At 44.1% G+C, this 15,314-nt stretch carries 19 protein-coding genes and 1 pseudogene; 16 read left to right on the top strand and 4 right to left on the bottom strand.

What is annotated here, in order from left to right:
• The first annotated feature begins 34 nt into the window (after nucleotides 1-34).
• From VIC_RS06500 to VIC_RS06460, 8 genes and pseudogenes are all read left to right on the top strand, one after another.
• Nucleotides 35-661 (top strand): hypothetical protein, encoded by a 627-nt coding sequence (locus tag VIC_RS06500; RefSeq protein WP_039951397.1) that lies wholly within the window; start codon nucleotides 35-37, stop codon nucleotides 659-661.
• A 159-nt stretch (nucleotides 662-820) separates the two neighbouring features.
• Nucleotides 821-1,237 carry a GFA family protein gene (locus VIC_RS06495; protein ID WP_006958620.1) on the top strand — a complete coding sequence of 139 codons (417 nt, stop codon included), beginning with the start codon at nucleotides 821-823 and terminating at the stop codon, nucleotides 1,235-1,237.
• Nucleotides 1,238-1,386: 149 nt separating this feature from the next.
• Nucleotides 1,387-1,908, top strand: a complete 522-nt coding sequence (locus VIC_RS06490) for a GNAT family N-acetyltransferase (RefSeq protein ID WP_006958619.1) — start codon at nucleotides 1,387-1,389, stop codon at nucleotides 1,906-1,908.
• 170 nt (nucleotides 1,909-2,078) lie between these two features.
• Complete coding sequence (locus VIC_RS06485; RefSeq protein WP_006958618.1) at nucleotides 2,079-2,561, top strand: YbaK/EbsC family protein; 483 nt, start codon at nucleotides 2,079-2,081, stop codon at nucleotides 2,559-2,561.
• 139 nt (nucleotides 2,562-2,700) lie between these two features.
• Nucleotides 2,701-3,171, top strand: a complete 471-nt coding sequence (locus tag VIC_RS06480) for a GNAT family N-acetyltransferase (RefSeq protein WP_039951395.1) — start codon at nucleotides 2,701-2,703, stop codon at nucleotides 3,169-3,171.
• 123 nt (nucleotides 3,172-3,294) lie between these two features.
• Nucleotides 3,295-3,779, top strand: a pseudogene (locus VIC_RS06475) (GNAT family N-acetyltransferase).
• Between the two features lie 901 nt (nucleotides 3,780-4,680).
• The gene (locus VIC_RS06465) at nucleotides 4,681-5,853 is read left to right on the top strand and encodes a PDDEXK-like family protein (RefSeq protein ID WP_006958612.1); all 1,173 of its coding nucleotides are present in this window, start codon (nucleotides 4,681-4,683) and stop codon (nucleotides 5,851-5,853) included.
• A 112-nt stretch (nucleotides 5,854-5,965) separates the two neighbouring features.
• Nucleotides 5,966-6,601, top strand: a complete 636-nt coding sequence (locus VIC_RS06460; protein ID WP_157622106.1) for an HAD family hydrolase — start codon at nucleotides 5,966-5,968, stop codon at nucleotides 6,599-6,601.
• A gap of 44 nt (nucleotides 6,602-6,645) precedes the next feature.
• Here the strand turns inward: VIC_RS06460 and VIC_RS06455 are convergent, their stop codons facing one another.
• Nucleotides 6,646-7,494 carry a LysR family transcriptional regulator gene (locus VIC_RS06455; RefSeq protein ID WP_006958608.1) on the bottom strand — a complete coding sequence of 283 codons (849 nt, stop codon included), beginning with the start codon at nucleotides 7,492-7,494 and terminating at the stop codon, nucleotides 6,646-6,648.
• A 127-nt stretch (nucleotides 7,495-7,621) separates the two neighbouring features.
• Between VIC_RS06455 and VIC_RS06450 the strand changes: the two genes are divergently transcribed.
• Both VIC_RS06450 and VIC_RS06445 read left to right on the top strand, forming a co-directional pair.
• Complete coding sequence (locus VIC_RS06450) at nucleotides 7,622-8,269, top strand: glutathione S-transferase family protein (protein WP_006958606.1); 648 nt, start codon at nucleotides 7,622-7,624, stop codon at nucleotides 8,267-8,269.
• Between the two features lie 74 nt (nucleotides 8,270-8,343).
• The gene (locus VIC_RS06445; RefSeq protein ID WP_006958604.1) at nucleotides 8,344-8,694 is read left to right on the top strand and encodes a RidA family protein; all 351 of its coding nucleotides are present in this window, start codon (nucleotides 8,344-8,346) and stop codon (nucleotides 8,692-8,694) included.
• A gap of 104 nt (nucleotides 8,695-8,798) precedes the next feature.
• Here VIC_RS06445 and VIC_RS06440 read toward each other — a convergent pair whose 3' ends face one another.
• A complete protein-coding gene (locus VIC_RS06440; RefSeq protein ID WP_006958602.1) occupies nucleotides 8,799-8,993 on the bottom strand; it encodes a hypothetical protein in 195 nt (64 codons plus the stop codon).
• 212 nt (nucleotides 8,994-9,205) lie between these two features.
• Between VIC_RS06440 and VIC_RS06435 the strand changes: the two genes are divergently transcribed.
• Both VIC_RS06435 and VIC_RS06430 read left to right on the top strand, forming a co-directional pair.
• Nucleotides 9,206-9,538, top strand: coding sequence for a YnfA family protein (locus VIC_RS06435; protein ID WP_006958600.1), 333 nt, complete (start codon nucleotides 9,206-9,208; stop codon nucleotides 9,536-9,538).
• Nucleotides 9,539-9,637: 99 nt separating this feature from the next.
• Complete coding sequence (locus VIC_RS06430) at nucleotides 9,638-10,135, top strand: DUF2867 domain-containing protein (RefSeq protein WP_006958598.1); 498 nt, start codon at nucleotides 9,638-9,640, stop codon at nucleotides 10,133-10,135.
• On the opposite strand, the gene VIC_RS27250 is transcribed toward VIC_RS06430, so the two are convergent.
• Both VIC_RS27250 and VIC_RS26005 read right to left on the bottom strand, forming a co-directional pair.
• A complete protein-coding gene (locus VIC_RS27250; protein ID WP_413788329.1) occupies nucleotides 10,095-10,361 on the bottom strand; it encodes an IS66 family transposase in 267 nt (88 codons plus the stop codon). The genes VIC_RS06430 and VIC_RS27250 overlap by 41 nt on opposite strands.
• Nucleotides 10,362-10,439: 78 nt before the next feature.
• Nucleotides 10,440-10,955: an IS66 family transposase gene (locus tag VIC_RS26005; RefSeq protein ID WP_050778600.1), complete on the bottom strand. Its 516-nt coding sequence runs from the start codon at nucleotides 10,953-10,955 to the stop codon at nucleotides 10,440-10,442.
• A gap of 189 nt (nucleotides 10,956-11,144) precedes the next feature.
• On the opposite strand from VIC_RS26005, the gene VIC_RS06420 reads away from it, so the two are divergent.
• The 4 genes from VIC_RS06420 (at nucleotide 11,145) to VIC_RS06400 (ending at nucleotide 15,033) form a co-directional block, all read left to right on the top strand.
• Complete coding sequence (locus VIC_RS06420) at nucleotides 11,145-11,414, top strand: type II toxin-antitoxin system TacA family antitoxin (protein ID WP_006958592.1); 270 nt, start codon at nucleotides 11,145-11,147, stop codon at nucleotides 11,412-11,414.
• Nucleotides 11,411-11,974, top strand: coding sequence for a GNAT family N-acetyltransferase (locus VIC_RS06415; RefSeq protein WP_006958590.1), 564 nt, complete (start codon nucleotides 11,411-11,413; stop codon nucleotides 11,972-11,974). The genes VIC_RS06420 and VIC_RS06415 overlap by 4 nt, the downstream gene beginning before the upstream one ends.
• An 836-nt stretch (nucleotides 11,975-12,810) precedes the next feature.
• Nucleotides 12,811-13,632 (top strand): DUF4238 domain-containing protein, encoded by an 822-nt coding sequence (locus tag VIC_RS06405; protein ID WP_157622104.1) that lies wholly within the window; start codon nucleotides 12,811-12,813, stop codon nucleotides 13,630-13,632.
• A gap of 138 nt (nucleotides 13,633-13,770) precedes the next feature.
• Nucleotides 13,771-15,033 (top strand): glycosyltransferase, encoded by a 1,263-nt coding sequence (locus tag VIC_RS06400; protein WP_006958583.1) that lies wholly within the window; start codon nucleotides 13,771-13,773, stop codon nucleotides 15,031-15,033.
• The last annotated feature ends 281 nt before the right edge of the window (nucleotides 15,034-15,314 follow it).

The raw sequence follows: 15,314 nt of genomic DNA, 5'->3' as shown, positions 1-15,314 counted from the left end.
TACGCGGCGTTATGAAGATAGAGGAACGTGTTAAGTGACCGAAACAATAATGGCTTACCTTGATGCTGGAAATTATGGTTATGTTTTTCTGTTTATTGCCATATCAATAGTCATTAACTTTGAAAAGATTCTTTCTACGTATTCAACCCATAGAAAACGTCGCTTGGACTCATTGGAGCGTTCAGTATCAATTGAAAGTTTAGATGAACGGTTAAAGCATCATTTGCATTCGGAGATTGAGATAGAAACTTTTTATCTTACACACGGTGTGAGAGTTAGTCGTGTACTCTTAAACGGTATGTTAGATCTTAACGAAATCATTGGCGATAGGGTTTCGTTTAAGCACATAATTCGTTGTAGTCGACTACTTCCTAATCTCAAAGATGTTCATAAAGAGAACTTTCAGATTGCTATCGATAAATTTGACCAACTATATGCATACTATAATTTGGGGTTAGGTTTTCCGGGTTTTATTGGAGGGATAATTTGGTTTGCTTACAGCATATCTCAAATAGTTACGTCGCCAAATTACCCAAGTTTAATCGTCTCTTGTTTCACGGTATTAGTCAGTTTCGCCATGTTGTTCCAAGGTTCTCCTTATATATCGACAAAAATTATTAATAGAGAGCTACGTGATTTACCTATGCGTGAGAGCGTTTAGTCATCTTTATAACGAAATGCTTAAAAGTGATTCGCAACGCGTGGCTTTTTTTACCGTGCGTTACTTCTAGTGTTTAAGGTGGTATGCAGCAGCTTTTGTATTGCGTTGCTCACACCTTAACAGGGCGTTATATATTTTCATCAATTTAGGAGTTATTTAATGTCTTATTCAGAGGCCTGTTGCCTGTGTGGCTCTGTAAAAATCACAGCAGAAAACGTCAACCCTAACTTCACAGTTTGTCATTGTCAGTCCTGTCGAACTTGGGGTGGTGCGCCATTTTTCGCAGTTAAATGTGGTACTCAGGTGAAAGTAGAAGGTGAAGACAAAGTAAAAATGTACAAGTCATCCTCTTGGGCTTCTCGTGGATTCTGTAAGGAGTGTGGAACCCATCTGTTTTACAAGTTCAAAGAAACAGGTGAATACAATATGCCTGTGGGCTTGTTCCCAAACTTGGAAGGTCTGAAAATGGACATGCAATACTTTAGCGATATGCGTCCAAGTTATTATTGTTTTGCCAATGAGACCCAGGAAATGACGACAGAAGAAATTATGTCTTACTTTGCAGATAAGGTGTAACTAAACCTATAACAAGTGTTCAAAGGGACACTCAACGCTTGGCAGTTTTGGTTCACTGTTTGGCATAAGTATTTATATCATAATAGTTTAAGCTTGTGGTTGCGTTACCTGCCCATTAGTTCGGCGTTAGCCCTTTTCGAGGAAATGATATGGAAATCGTGCAGGAAATAGAGGTTTCAGAATTGCATCATAAAGCAATCGAAGCATTAAGAAACCAAGCTTTTCCAGACAGCCAAGTCAATCGTTCTTACTTTAAGCAGTTACCTCATATGCGGGCCCTTCACTTTCAAGGTGAACAGTTGATTGGTTATCTTGGATTGGACTATCGAGTTGTTAGCGTCGGTGAAGAAATACATAAGGTTCTGGGCGTAATCGACTTCTGTGTTGACGAACGTTATCGAGGGCAAGGTATTGGCTCTTTAATGTTGTCAGAAGTATCGGCATTTGCGGAAACTAAAGATGTCGATTTCATCATCCTTATATCGGAGTTGCATGATTTCTACTCATCCAACGGTTTTGACAAAGTTCAGTGCATGCAGTCATGGTTAAGGCTCCATGAGCACACTAACTTTGGTGTCGCTGTAGAGCATATTGATGAACTGTATGTGAAACCCCTCAGAGGTAAACCGTGGGGCGTTGGACATCTTGATTGGCTAGGTTATATGTACTAGTCAACCACTGAGCTAACAAGCATTTAAGAGTGATCCCCAACGCTTGGCATTTTTCATTCCACCGTTGAGTTTAGTGCTTACGGTGGTAAGGTTACGTTTTGTGGTGGTGTTACTCACACCTTAAAGCGGCGTTATGTTCATCGTCGAATGGGCGAGATTAAGGAGGATATATGTCAAAGGAATTGAAGTCTTCGTCATTGAAAGTACAAGAGTTTTTGTCCCGAAACGGCCAAGATTTTGTCGTGCAGGAAATGCCGAGCTCTACTCGTACCGCATCTGATGCCGCTGAATCTATCGGATGTACGGTTTCTCAGATAGCGAAATCGGTCATCTTTAAGCATGGAGAAACCGGTGAGCCAGTGCTGGTTGTTGCGTCTGGCGCTAATATGGTGTGCGCTGACAAAGTCAAAGAAGCGACAGGAATTGTTCTTACCAAAGCAGACGCTTCTTTTGTCCGTGAAAAAGTGGGTTACGCGATAGGCGGTGTCCCCCCAGTCGCTCACCACTCATCAGTCCACACCATTTTGGACAACGATCTGAATCAGTATTCTGAAATCTGGGCAGCAGCGGGCACACCTAACTCAGTGTTTAAACTGAATCCGCAGAAATTAGGTCAACTAACACAAGGCCAGTGGGTAGATTTGGCAAAATAAACATTACCATCGGTTTGATAGAGATTCGCAACGCGTGGCATTTTCGCCAGGCGCGGCTTTAAGAGGTTAAGGTGGTTTGCAGAGGCGTCGGTGTTGCCGTTGCTCACACCTTAAAGTGGCGTTGTGTTTGGGAGAGAGAATGGAAATACGAGAAATTCATGAGTCAGACTGGGATCAGGTGTATCAACTCATGGAAGATAATATGCTCGAAATGCAGCTTGAACTAGGGCTGAAATGGGATGGAGAAGCCATCCTGAATTTCTACAAACGAAAGTCCGTTATCGTTATAGAACAAGACCATCATATTCTCGGTGTCATTGCTTTCCATCAAAGTGATGATTTCCACTTCATCGACTCCTTACAAGTAGCTAAACAACATCAAAATGGACTTCTGGGTGGTCGTTTACTTAAAGCTTCGCTTCTACACACTCAGTCGCTATCTAAAGTAAAAAATGTTAGATGCTGTGTGTTTGAAAATAACCCTGCTGAAAGTTTGTATTATGCTGCCGGCTTTCAAGAGTTAAGTCGCACTGATGGGGTCTTAACCTTAGAGGCGCCTCTGAGTCAGTTGGCTAAACGCTTAAGGTTAAAATCAGAATACACCATTTAAAAATGATTCGCCGCGCTGGGCATTGTTGATAGGCGCCGGTGGTAGTGGTTAAGGTAAAAGGCCGACGCATCAGTATTGCGCCGCTCACACCTTAATTGGGCGTTATGTTATAGGAGGGAATTCATGATTAGGGAAATCACCAAAGCCGATTTCGAGTCGTTTTGGCCTACCTTTTCAGCAGTAATCCAGGCCCAAGAAACGTATGCTTTTGACCCCAATATGACGCTAGAACAGGCATTCGCTCTGTGGTGTGAATCTCCACTGAAAGCTTTTGTTTTCGTAGAAAATGACGTGGTACTGGGCTCTTACTACATTAAACCCAATGCAATGGGGCCAAGTAGCCATATATGTAATTGTGGATACATAGTGTCAAGCGAAGCTCGAGGTAAGGGAATTGCACGCCTTATGTGTGTACATTCTCAGGAAGCAGCGCTAGCGCTTGGCTTTGAGGCCATGCAATTTAACAGCGTGGTTTCGACCAATGAAGTGGCGGTAAGCTTTGGGAGAAGCTAGGGTTTCAAATCATAGGTACAATTCCGAAAGCATATCAGCACGCTCATCTAGGGTTCGTTGATAGCTACATCATGCACAAGTGGCTACGAACATAACAAACTATTTATAAGCTATTCACAATCGTTTGGCATTTTTACTTTCGGTTTATTTCAATGTTTACGTTACCAAATTGAGTGCAGTGGTGGCTCGGTTCAAACTTTAATTGAGCGATAGTTTTCAGAGGTAGCAATGAATTTCGAACAATTTGTGAAGAATGTAAATCTAAATAAGAATGGTCGCTTTAACGGTGTGAAGCAGATTAGCATTTACTATGTTTACACTGGCCTCAATGCTTGGCATTCAACATACAGCGCTACATATACTAATCGATGTATGCACCCAAACCTACCGTCAGCTAAAGACTATTGCGAAAATAACCGAGTACAAGGGAGCGTTTTTCACATATTAAAGCTGCCAGCCTTGGCTTTTCACACGAAATTTCGAACCTTAATAGTTACTGAAATTAACTCAAATAGCCCGTTATCTAGATTTAGCATTGAAAAATTTTTGTCTAACAAAAATGTTCAAAAAAACGAAGTAGGTAAATTGGCTTGGACTACCGATCTTAATACGTTAGTTGATTACTTTGACGCTTATTTAGGCTCATGGGAAGTTCCTTCGAAGTCGAGGCATTCAGTCTTGATGTTTGATGGTACTTCCGTAAAGCTAGAGGTATCTCGTTCGAATAACTTGAATCATTTCTGTTCTAAATCTGTTGGCGGGGGGTATTATCTGCAGTGGTCAGAATCAGGCTCAGATATTATTCGAGATGGCACACGAAAGGTAGAAAGGTTATTTTTTCCAAAAAAGAGAACTTCCAAGTGTTAGAGAGTGAATCCCAACACATTTTTTACTTTGCGCCAGTGTTAATGATTAATGTGGTATGTAGCGGTAGCTGTATTGTGTGTCTTGCATCCTCGTTGGGAATAATATCATCGTGATGACTAGGTAGAGGAAATGAATACAGAATTAGAAAAAATAGAGCGACTTTTTCTTTCTAAAGATTTTTCAGAAATAACGTCGTACTCAACTAACTTTGACCTTTTCAAGGTGATGGGTGTTCGGAGTAAGGAGCATGTTCATTCAAACATCTTAGCTGCATTACTTCAGCCTACCTATCCACATGGTTTACAGTTTTCGTTCTTGAACAGCTTCATAAAAGGTCTTGCAAAGTTAAACCTTGCACATGGTAAACCTCTACCTTTGTCAGCATTAATTTCAGCGACTGACAATAATGTAAGGGTATTCAGAGAACTCGAGAACATAGATTTAGTTATCGAATTCCCTAGTAGTAGATTGATAATAGCGATTGAAAATAAAGTTTGGGCAAAAGAACAAGAAAAACAAATAGCTAGGTACCAAGAAACACTCTATTCCCGCTACCCAAATCAGAGAGTTGCTTTAGTTTTTTTAACAACGGATGGACACCAACCAGAGACACTCGATTCCAACTCGAGTGTACCCGTTTATTGTATGTCTTATGGTGAAATAGCGAATCAGTTGAGCTTAGTGCAATCTCAAGCCAATGTATCGGCTAGAAGTTTTATTAATCAATTTATTAGCCATATCGAGGGTTACATGTCAGGTAGTAGTGAACTAAAAGAGTTGTGCTGGCAAATCTTTAGCAAGCATGAAGAGGCTTATAAGCATATGGTTGAGGCACATGATTATTGTATCCGCCGTAAAATTGAGGAAAGTTTTTCTGACATTGAAGCTCGCATACAAAGTGATGCAGCCTTCTCTCAATATCGGAGTGATCTCGAAATTAAAACCGTCTATGAAGAAAACAGCAAATACTTAATAGCTTGCGATATCGATGTAAGACTGAATTCATGGCCTACTGGTTTGTGGGTCAAGATATACAAACACTTTTGGCTTGGAGTTTTTCCATATATTACTTCCAAAGACTTAGAGTCTGTGAAAACACTTAGTATGCAATTAGATTGTTACCCCAACCAGAGTGTAAAGTCATGGGAAGATAAATATTATGTCTCTGCTAATCGTAACTTAGACAAAGAACGTATGGTTTTATCTGACGGAAATACGCTCACCTGTGATGACATAAATATCGCACTAAATAAGCTCAGCACTCATATTGAAGAAATAAATTGTGCGCTAGAAATGACCTAACAAGGCCATCAGAGCCATGCGTTTTACTTCGCATTTTGGGTATTGAGCTCAGTGTGCTTTGTGGAATCATAGCGAACCCCTTACTAAAGGCGTTATGTACATGGAGAGTGAAGTGAGAAAGACAGTCTTGATAGATTTTGACGGTGTCATCCGTCACTGGCCCAATATCGAAATGGAAGAGTACGCCGCGACGTTGGGGCTTGTCAGCAATCCTTTATTCGCCTGCGCCTTTTCTGAACAGCACTTGCTTCCCGCCATCACGGGCCAGATTTCTCATGATGAATGGTGTGACAATGTGTGCTTGGATTTATCGCGCGTGTATGGCGACGATGCCGCGGTAAAGTTGGTGAACAAGTGGCGCTCACTCAACGCCGAGATCGACCATGAGTTTCTGAACAACATCCGAAGCCTGCTTTCTCACGGGAGGCTTGTTTTGGTCACCAATGCGACCAGCCGATTACATCGCGACCTTGCTCACGCAGGTTTAGAGCAAGCATTTGATGACATCGTCAATTCTTCAGAAATCGGGGTCGCCAAACCTGATGTGGCGTTTTTTGAACGAGTCATGAAGCGCCTCAACGTCAAAGCGGAGCAGTGCCTCTTTATTGATGATACTCCCCGAAATGTGGAGGCGGCCAGGACGTTGGGGATTGAAAGCCTTCTGCACACCAGTACAAGAGACACCCTGAATGTCATCCAAGCCCAATGCACATCACAAGCGTCGGATTGTTCAAGAAACGCCTCCTGACTTGTCCTCACGGCTCCTCTCTTAGATCGGGCTAGCCTCCGTGGTTAGCCCAATGGCCCTTTGCTGGCATCAATCTCAAGCAACTGCGTTAAGCATTCCTGATCTAACACGGGATGAGGCTCAATTCCGGTAAGCAAGACGATGTCTACGGCTGGCAATGGTGGCATGTTATCGAGGATCTTCAAATCGCTTGTCACACTGAGCCTGCCCATTGCACCAATGGCCATCCCAGAGCGAACAATGGCGCGCTGTGCTGAGGCGGTATTGCAGCAGGCCAGTAATTGATACAACGAGCCTCTTTTGGTTAAGCCATCAATGGCGGCTGCGTGGTATTGGCAGTCGGTTTGAAACAAGGCGAGCGTTACAGGCTGGGAGGCCTCTGCGTTCCCATCTGGATGGCTGATCCACACCCCTTTGTCGCTGGCGAGCCAGTAGCCCTCTTCACTACCCGGCGTACGAGTGACGATGGCCGCGTCCAGCTTGCCTTCATCGAGCTTCTCTCTCAGACTGGTGCTGGGCTCACTAAACACCTGGATAGAGCATGTGGGCTCGGCTTGCTGAAGCACGCGAATGACGCTGGGTAAAATAGTGTCGTTGTAATCTTCTGGGCAGCCTAGGCGCAGCGGGCGTTTGTTCTCGTATCGTTTGACTTGCTTGAGGGCTTGATTGTGTAGGCTGACGAGCTGCTCAGCATGAGACCGCAGTGCCAATCCGGCCTCACTCAATATGAGGTTACGGCCATCCTTTTCAAACAAGCTCACGTTGAGCTCACCTTCCAGCTTGCGCATTTGAGCGCTAAACGCGGACTGGGTGCGGCTGATTTGCTTGGCGGCGCGCGTGAAGCTGCCGGTTTCCACAAAAGCGAGAAAGCTTCGTAGCGCGTCGATATCCATATAAAAACTATCCATCATTTTTATTGAAGCAATCCATCAAAACTATCTGTTAGTCGGCTGAAAAGCAATCGGCTATTGTGATTTCCAACAGGACAGAATCGCAAACACACACGGCATGGAGACTTCGATGGAACTGTTTATTGGCAACCAAAATTACTCAAGCTGGTCACTTCGCGCGTGGCTGATCTTCTCTCAATACAATTTGGACGTGAAAGTGACCAAATTGACCTTGTTTACTCAGGAATTCTACAAAACATTAGAGGGCGTCACCCCAACGGCTAAAGTGCCCGCCTTGATACATCAGGATGTCACCGTGTGGGACTCACTTGCCATTTTGGAATTTGTGAATGAGCAATACCTGCAAGGCAAAGCCTGGCCAAGTGCTGTGGTTGAGCGAGCCAAGGCCCGTGCCATTGCAGCTGAAATGCACTCGGGCTTTTTCGATTTAAGAAGCGAGCTCCCCATGAACATTCGCGCTCGCCGAAAGGTAGCGTTAAGTGAAGGCGCCTTGCAGGATATCGCGCGTATTGACGCAATATGGTCAGAGCAAGCCAAGCAGTACCCAGGTGGCTGGCTGTTTGGTGACTGGTCCATTGCCGATGCCATGTTTGCGCCGGTCGCGCTGCGCTTTCAAACGTACGGCATTGCGTTGTCTGAGGGCGCGAGGGCCTATCAACACAAGGTCTTGGCAAGCGCTTCACTGCAACAATGGTTGGAAGACGCAAGTTTAGAAGAAGACATGGTTGAAGAGGATGAAACTGGCGAAGTGGTTTGATACCGTGACACGATTAAGCCAAGCGGGGGAACATGGTGCCCCACGCTTGGCAATTTGCCTGAATGGAGAACACAGTGATAGAACGCAGTCGAGGCCTGTATCAAGGTCGAAATAAGTCATCAGCGTATAAAGACTTGGTTTGGACGGTCGCCACCTCATCGGACACAAGCTTAGATATCGTTGGCCAAACCCAGCTGACGCTAGACACGATTGAACGAAATCTTGAGGAGTTGAGTTCCAGTAAAACTCACATCGTCAGCGCTCAAGTCTATATTGCCAATATGGGCGATAAACCCAAAATGGACAGCGTATGGTGTGAGTGGTTGGGGGACAACCCGGAGCATTGGCCTCAACGAGCGTGTCTTGGCGTTGCGTTAGAGGGGGATGTGCTGATTGAGGTTACCGTCACGGCAGTAAGACGCTAGGCGCCTACCCACCCGATACAAGGGGGCCGCTCCCCCCCTATTTTTGGTACCAAACCGACGGTTCATCTTGAGCGCCCCTCTCCCTTTATCTGCCCCATCAGCGTTTACGCCGCGCCGGCCCCAGCGAGGAGGCGGACAGAGATTGAGGTCGTCATCACAAAGCCCAGTGCTTCCCTGTCGGCAAATTCAGTCAAAATCACCAACCAAATCTTCGATATCACAGGCCAAACCATCCAAATACCCAAATCAGTCACCCCTTCCCCCTTCACATGCTTGGCAGAACCGTTTTTTTTCGACATTACATCCTTCTGTCCGAGAGAGGTAGAATGCTGCGCTTCATAGTCTTCATCTTACTGACGAGCAACTGGTGTGGTGCCGAGGTTTCCATCACGCTGATTGGTATTGCGCCTTCTATCGTTGGGTTTTGTGTTTAAAATGGTATGGTTAGGTTCAGTCGTAGCGTTGCCCTTAACGCAGCGTTATCCGGTGTTCGTCACAATAGGAAATTCAGTTGCTAGAGTTAAAAACCATCGGGCTTTTCGTTGTAACAGCCGTAGCGGAGATACTCGGTTGTTACTTACCCTACCTTTGGTTAAAGGAAGATAAATCCGCTTGGCTTTTGGTGCCCGCCGCTTTCTGTCTTGCTCTGTTCGCTTGGTTGTTATCTTTACATCCTACCGCAGCAGGGAGAGTTTATGCCGCTTATGGTGGTGTTTACATTTTTGTCGCCATTTTGTGGCTGTGGGTTGTTGACGGCATTCGTCCTAGTTTATGGGATATCGTTGGGGTTTCGGTCGCGATGTTGGGTATGGCAATCATAATGTTTGCGCCCAGAACCACATAGCCGGCATTTAAGCGTGACTGCCCACGTTTGGCCTCTCTCACGCCATCGTTGGGTTTTGCGGTGGTATGGGTTGGGCGTTGTGCCTTTCAGGAGAAAACTATGTCAATTCCAAAACATTCTAAGTTGTTTGCTTATGCCAATGGGGCTTATTTCGCTGATAGCTTTTCACGCGAAATTCCCAACAATAATCAGACCGCACTCGATGTTTATCTTGAAATCGCGAAGCAAACGCCAGCCTGGGTTTCATTCTTAATGGCAACGAGAAATCGCATCGTCTCACGGCTTGGTTTAAAGCACTTAGGCCGACTTCAGGATGCGGTGTCCGAAGAAAAGGCCGCAAACATTCGCGTTGGTGAGAGGATCGGTATTTTCACGTTACACAGCAAGAGTGATACGGAAATTGTCTTAGAAGACTGCGATAAACATCTTGATGTCAGAGTGTCGTTTTTACTGGACGTCAGCGGCGATAGCATCACAGTACACGCCACCACTGTGGTGCATGTCCATAACCTATTTGGCAAAGTGTACATGTTTTTTGTTGCTCCCGTTCATAAGCTCATCGTCCCGATTTCATTGAAAACGTTGGCACAGGCATAGCAAACGTGTTGATGTGAGTTAACGCGATATGCCCGCCATCCTCATCATTACCTTGCTCCTTCTGTGCCTCAATAAACTTACGACATGCGTGAGCCCAGCAACCTACGCGAGTGGCTGCTGTATCATGATAACCTTTGTAACCGTCAACATGCAGATAGCCCTGATATCCAAGCATACTGCCGAGAACGGCCCATTTGGTAGTCGCATAACACAGTATTGTGGGCATTCTCATTATAGATTGGCGGTTCTGGACCATCCGTGCCAGAGCACTACCACCCACATGTAGGTTTTACCCTTATCACTGCTAATCACTTTGACAGGCGTTTCGTCTGCATGGAGAGCAGATGCTTCGAAGGTGGGCCCAAACACACTCTAAAATCTCCGCGCCCTGAACACTCCAGTCAGCCAGTGTTCGACGACTGATATCAATACTCCAATCACCAAATAACGACTCGATGCGAGTTAACGGTAAGCCATATTGAAACTTCATGACTGTGATCTGGGCAACGAGACTTGGTGTGGCAAAGCTTTTTGGCAAAACCGTTGTTGCCATAGAGGCTTGATAGACGGCGGTTAATTCCCCTTGTTGCTCAACTTCAACCTTGGCAGGGCTAAAAATCAACTTTTCGGAGATGCCTTCCCCTATGGTATGTAGTTCATCACCACAATCCGGACAATGTATGCTCTCTTGCTCATGGTGACTAACGACTCTGGGGAGGTTTTCAAGCAAGGGTTGGCGTTTTGGTTTACGACGAGCACGGAACGGTGAGCAGATAAAGAAAACCCTACGAGTAGTGCGTCCAATTCCTGTGAGACTCATGAACGGTGCGCTTTTACTTGTTACTCATGGTTACCTCGCTAGATGATTGTAATTCACTTAGCGAGGTGTCCAAAGCTATTGGACTAGAACACTCTTTACTTCCGTAAATTATCCGTACAAATTGTGTAAATCCAAACTTTGCTCTACAATATTCATCATTACGGAATGTATCCGTACAAAGGAGATTTTATGGCAACAGCACGTTTAGATATTCGCCTTGACGAAGAGATCAAGGCAAAAGCGGAGAAAGCATCGGCTTTACTGGGTCTTAGAAGCCTTACTGAGTATGTAGTCAGACTTATGGATGAAGACGCCACTCAGGTAATTGAACAGCACGAAAGTATCGTAGTCAAAGAGACTGTCTTCGATGAATTCATGATGGCATGTGACAAAGCAAAGGCTCCCAATCAAGCTTTGCTCGATGCAGCGAAATTGGCCAATGAGAGTGGTATCAAGTGAGTTGGGGAAAAGAGTTCGTTGAACTTAGTAAATCCAAGCATGATCGCAGCTCATTTGATTGTGGTGAATCAGAGTTAAATACATTTATAAAAACGCAAGCAGCAAAACACATGCAAGCAGGCATCAGCCGAACGGTGGTTTTACCAAGCTCTCAACCACTGCTTAATCAGAAGTATGCTATTTGCGCATTTTACAGTGTTGCTCCTAGTTCAATCAGTCGTGAAACTTTACCTGCTAAGTTAGCGAAAAAGTTGCCTAGATATCCCATTCCGGTTTTTTTATTAGCTCAGCTAGCGGTGCATAAAGAATTTCATGGCTCAGGATTAGGCAAAATCAGTTTAATTCGAGCGTTAAAGTATCTTTGGGAAGTGAATCACCACATGAGAGCTTATGCCATTATTGTGGACTGCCTTACCGACTCCGCACAAGCATTCTATACTAAGTTTGGCTTTGAGGTTTTGTGTGAGCATAATGGGCGTATACGTATGTTTTTACCAATGAAAACGGTAGAACAGCTTTTTAGTCCAAAGGCTACGAATATCACAAAAGATGATGTCTAGTCGCCTCACCGACTCCGATTTAACGCCTCAATAAGCTGTTGACGTTCGTGGTTCGACAATGAAAACCATTTCTCGCCTCGCGTGGCAATGTGCACTAAGGTTTGACTGAGCGGCTCGGCACTTTCCCCTGCCTGTCCGACTGCCACCAGCTCGACCTTCTCACCGCTGCAGCGGCGAATCTTGATCACCTAACACGCTTTTGTCCAGCGATGTGTCGACTCTAGCAAGGGTTAACTAAATTCAGTTGGCATTTCACTGTTCCTTATCCGATTTTTGCTGTTAAAGACTTCACCTTGGGCACTAAAAAATCTCCAACAGTACGTCCAAAGCTTGCTTAGCCATTGCAGATATGGCGTTTTATTGACCATTTTCAAGTGCAAACGGTCTTTGTTTGGTTATTTGAACATCAATAAACCAGTTGTTAATAATGGTAGAAACTGTGCGGCAAAATAATAGCGCATGCCTGACATATGTAGTGCGTGTTTTATACTGACCAGATGTTAAACAAATGCCTTAACATAGGATATTATGAGAACAGTATCTATTTTTTAAAATGGCCAGAATCAAGCGGTGCGCTTGCCAAAAGATTTTGAGTTTGACGGAGTTAATGAGCTTGAAATTCACAAAGAGGGTGATGTATCACCTTGCGCCCTGCTCATCCAGATTGGTTTTCATTTGGTGAGCAAGAAAAGGCTGATAGTGATTTCATAGCAAACCGTGAAGATGGAATTACTGATGAAGGACGATTCAATTTTGATTAAAAAATCAATTAAATGATTGATATGTGTATTTGGTCATTATCGTTCTTGCAAATACCAAGTATTGGAGTATTAAAATTGACTAATAAAAAGGATATATATGAAAAGCCAATATCGATCACTACCGATACTGGTAAAAAACAGAGTAACCCAAATAAACTGTCAATCAATCAGCACATAGTTCCTCAAAAGCACTTAATGAAATGGTCAAAAAATGGAAAGGTAATCCGGATATTTGATAAAAAGAATAAAGACTTTAAGACATTACCGCCTAAAGCCAACTTATTTGGTGAAATGAGGTTGTGGGATCAGTGGACAGAGGCAGAACTTCTAAAGGTAAATGAAGACAATTTCAATAATTATATCGACCAAATACAAGACTTGGCTCAATCAGAGTTCTCCCAGGAATGTCTGGAATATTATGCAATGCTTGTTGCCCGTACACAGATTTCGTGGATGGGGCGTCCTTCCAACGATCCATCATTATTAACTAATTTAAACTTTGAGTTGAGTAAAGATGAATTGGAGCAAAGTGAACTAGATATGTTGGATGGTGGTATACCGATCATTTATGCTAGTTCAGATAGGTCGAGCCAACACCTCGAAAGGCAAGTAGTTAAAATTGCTTTACAGTCATTGTTTTTCTTTTGGATGAGTAAACTTAAAGGTATGAGTTGGACGTTGCTCGAGAGTAAAAATGGGAATTTTAGCTTATCAGATGGCTTTTACAAGAATGCTCTAAAGGGGATACATATTTTACCTATCAACCCTAATTTTGTTTGGGTTGGAACAAACTACATGAATCAACTTTACTACGAACAAAGCACAATAAACCACAACATCAATGACATAATTAAAGGTGGCGCTGTAAAGTATTATACAGTCGTGACTGAAGGCTAACGGCATTTTCAGTTCAAGGTCGGGTTCAGTGTCTATCCATGCTGAGACTCATGAACGAAACCAGTTAACCTTACATTGTCAAACCGTACCGCTCAGGTAGAATCTTGTGTCTATACTTATCCATTTCAGGATTTCTCTATGAACATATTGATCGTCACGATCGGATCTCGTGGAGATGTTGAGCCCTTTATCGCACTTGGTCAAGCCTTACTTGCTCGTGGGCACGCCGTGCACCTATGTGCCGCGCTGCGCTTCAAATCACTCATTGAAAGATATGGTCTAATCCATCATCCACTATCGGATGATCTGTTTAAGTTGGCTGATGGCGGTGTGATGGAAAAGCTAGGTAATCCAATGAGCGCTGTAAAAACAATTTACCAACTGACTAAATCAGCTAAATCTATCAATCACCAAATGATGGCGGATTCAATTGCAGCAGGGTTTGCAGCCCAGCCAGACCTGGTCATTTTCCATCCCAAATCGCTCGCCGCAGTATCTCTTGCAGATAAGCTTGGTGTACCTGCCATTATGGCCTTGCTCCAGCCAATGATTGTTCCAACAAAGGCGTTTCCCCCTGCTGGGCTGCCTGATCTCGGTGGATGTTTAAATCGAGTCAGCTATAGATTGATCGACATGGGATATCGTCAATACATTCATGAGCTAAACAAACTGCGGGCAACTCTATTGCATCTTGAGCCATTGGAGAAAAACTCGGGTGTATTTCATCGAAGTGATCGTCAAGAGGTCCCTCGACTACATGCATTTAGCCAACATTTAGTATCAAGGCCGACTGATTGGCCAGAGAATGCGGTTCTGACAGGAAACTGGAGCCTAAGTATCGACCAAGATGATTATAAACCACCAAAGGCATTAATTCAGTTTCTTGAGTCCGGCCAAGCTCCGATCTATATCGGCTTTGGAAGTATGGCGGGGCGAGATCCAAAACAATTAACTCAAACAATTATTCACTCTGTATCTAAGGCCAAATTACGTGCGGTTATCGCGACCGGATGGGGAGGGTTAGAAGCGGTACCAGAGAATATGCTCATCATCGACAGTGCTCCTCATAACTGGCTATTCCCACGAGTCGCAGCTGTTGTACATCATGGGGGAGCAGGCACTACTATGGCTGGGTTAAAGGCTGGAAAACCCAGCTTGATCTGCCCTTTCTTTGCAGATCAACCATTTTGGGGAAAAACGATATACAACAATAACCTTGGCCCTAAACCGATAAAACAAAAACACTTAAACGTTGATACACTTACTCCTGCGTTAGTTGACCTAACTACTAATAAAAGTTATCAGAGGTACGCTGCCAAACTGGAAAAGCAGTTAAATATAGAGGATGGATTAGTAAACGCTATCCATTGGCTTGAAACCCATGGATACCTCTCTAGATAAGCCTCACTCACCGACAAATAAAGACTGTATTTGTGGTGGCATAGCGAATGTAATCACCTTTTTAGAGGTGTCTCAATACGTCTCTCATCAAGTTGAACGATGCCAAAGTTCACGAGAGGAGTAATCAGTTCAGAAAGTAAGCTTGAAGAAGCCCAACTTGCTATTGAGCAAAGTTACTAAACGAGCGAAGCCACTGAAGAACGATGCTTTGAATAAGTGGGCAAGGCAGATCAAACAAGAGAGAAAGGGTATCACCAAATAACGTCACCCCTGGCGCCAAA

The organism is Vibrio coralliilyticus ATCC BAA-450 (assembly GCF_000176135.1).
Classification (GTDB): domain Bacteria; phylum Pseudomonadota; class Gammaproteobacteria; order Enterobacterales; family Vibrionaceae; genus Vibrio; species Vibrio coralliilyticus.
This window is presented reverse-complemented; position numbering and strand designations above follow the sequence as displayed.

What these genes read in the sequence shown, in the direction of transcription:
- VIC_RS26005 (WP_050778600.1), bottom strand. Translation starts at nt 10,955, where the DNA reads ATGAGTCTCACAGGAATTGGACGCACTACTCGTAGGGTTTTCTTTATC.
- VIC_RS06400 (WP_006958583.1), top strand. Translation starts at nt 13,771, where the DNA reads ATGAACATATTGATCGTCACGATCGGATCTCGTGGAGATGTTGAGCCC.
- VIC_RS06440 (WP_006958602.1), bottom strand. Translation starts at nt 8,993, where the DNA reads ATGTCGAAAAAAAACGGTTCTGCCAAGCATGTGAAGGGGGAAGGGGTG.
- VIC_RS06465 (WP_006958612.1), top strand. Translation starts at nt 4,681, where the DNA reads ATGAATACAGAATTAGAAAAAATAGAGCGACTTTTTCTTTCTAAAGAT.
- VIC_RS06485 (WP_006958618.1), top strand. Translation starts at nt 2,079, where the DNA reads ATGTCAAAGGAATTGAAGTCTTCGTCATTGAAAGTACAAGAGTTTTTG.
- VIC_RS06450 (WP_006958606.1), top strand. Translation starts at nt 7,622, where the DNA reads ATGGAACTGTTTATTGGCAACCAAAATTACTCAAGCTGGTCACTTCGC.
- VIC_RS06420 (WP_006958592.1), top strand. Translation starts at nt 11,145, where the DNA reads ATGGCAACAGCACGTTTAGATATTCGCCTTGACGAAGAGATCAAGGCA.
- VIC_RS27250 (WP_413788329.1), bottom strand. Translation starts at nt 10,361, where the DNA reads ATGCCCACAATACTGTGTTATGCGACTACCAAATGGGCCGTTCTCGGC.
- VIC_RS06480 (WP_039951395.1), top strand. Translation starts at nt 2,701, where the DNA reads ATGGAAATACGAGAAATTCATGAGTCAGACTGGGATCAGGTGTATCAA.
- VIC_RS06495 (WP_006958620.1), top strand. Translation starts at nt 821, where the DNA reads ATGTCTTATTCAGAGGCCTGTTGCCTGTGTGGCTCTGTAAAAATCACA.
- VIC_RS06490 (WP_006958619.1), top strand. Translation starts at nt 1,387, where the DNA reads ATGGAAATCGTGCAGGAAATAGAGGTTTCAGAATTGCATCATAAAGCA.
- VIC_RS06455 (WP_006958608.1), bottom strand. Translation starts at nt 7,494, where the DNA reads ATGGATATCGACGCGCTACGAAGCTTTCTCGCTTTTGTGGAAACCGGC.
- VIC_RS06430 (WP_006958598.1), top strand. Translation starts at nt 9,638, where the DNA reads ATGTCAATTCCAAAACATTCTAAGTTGTTTGCTTATGCCAATGGGGCT.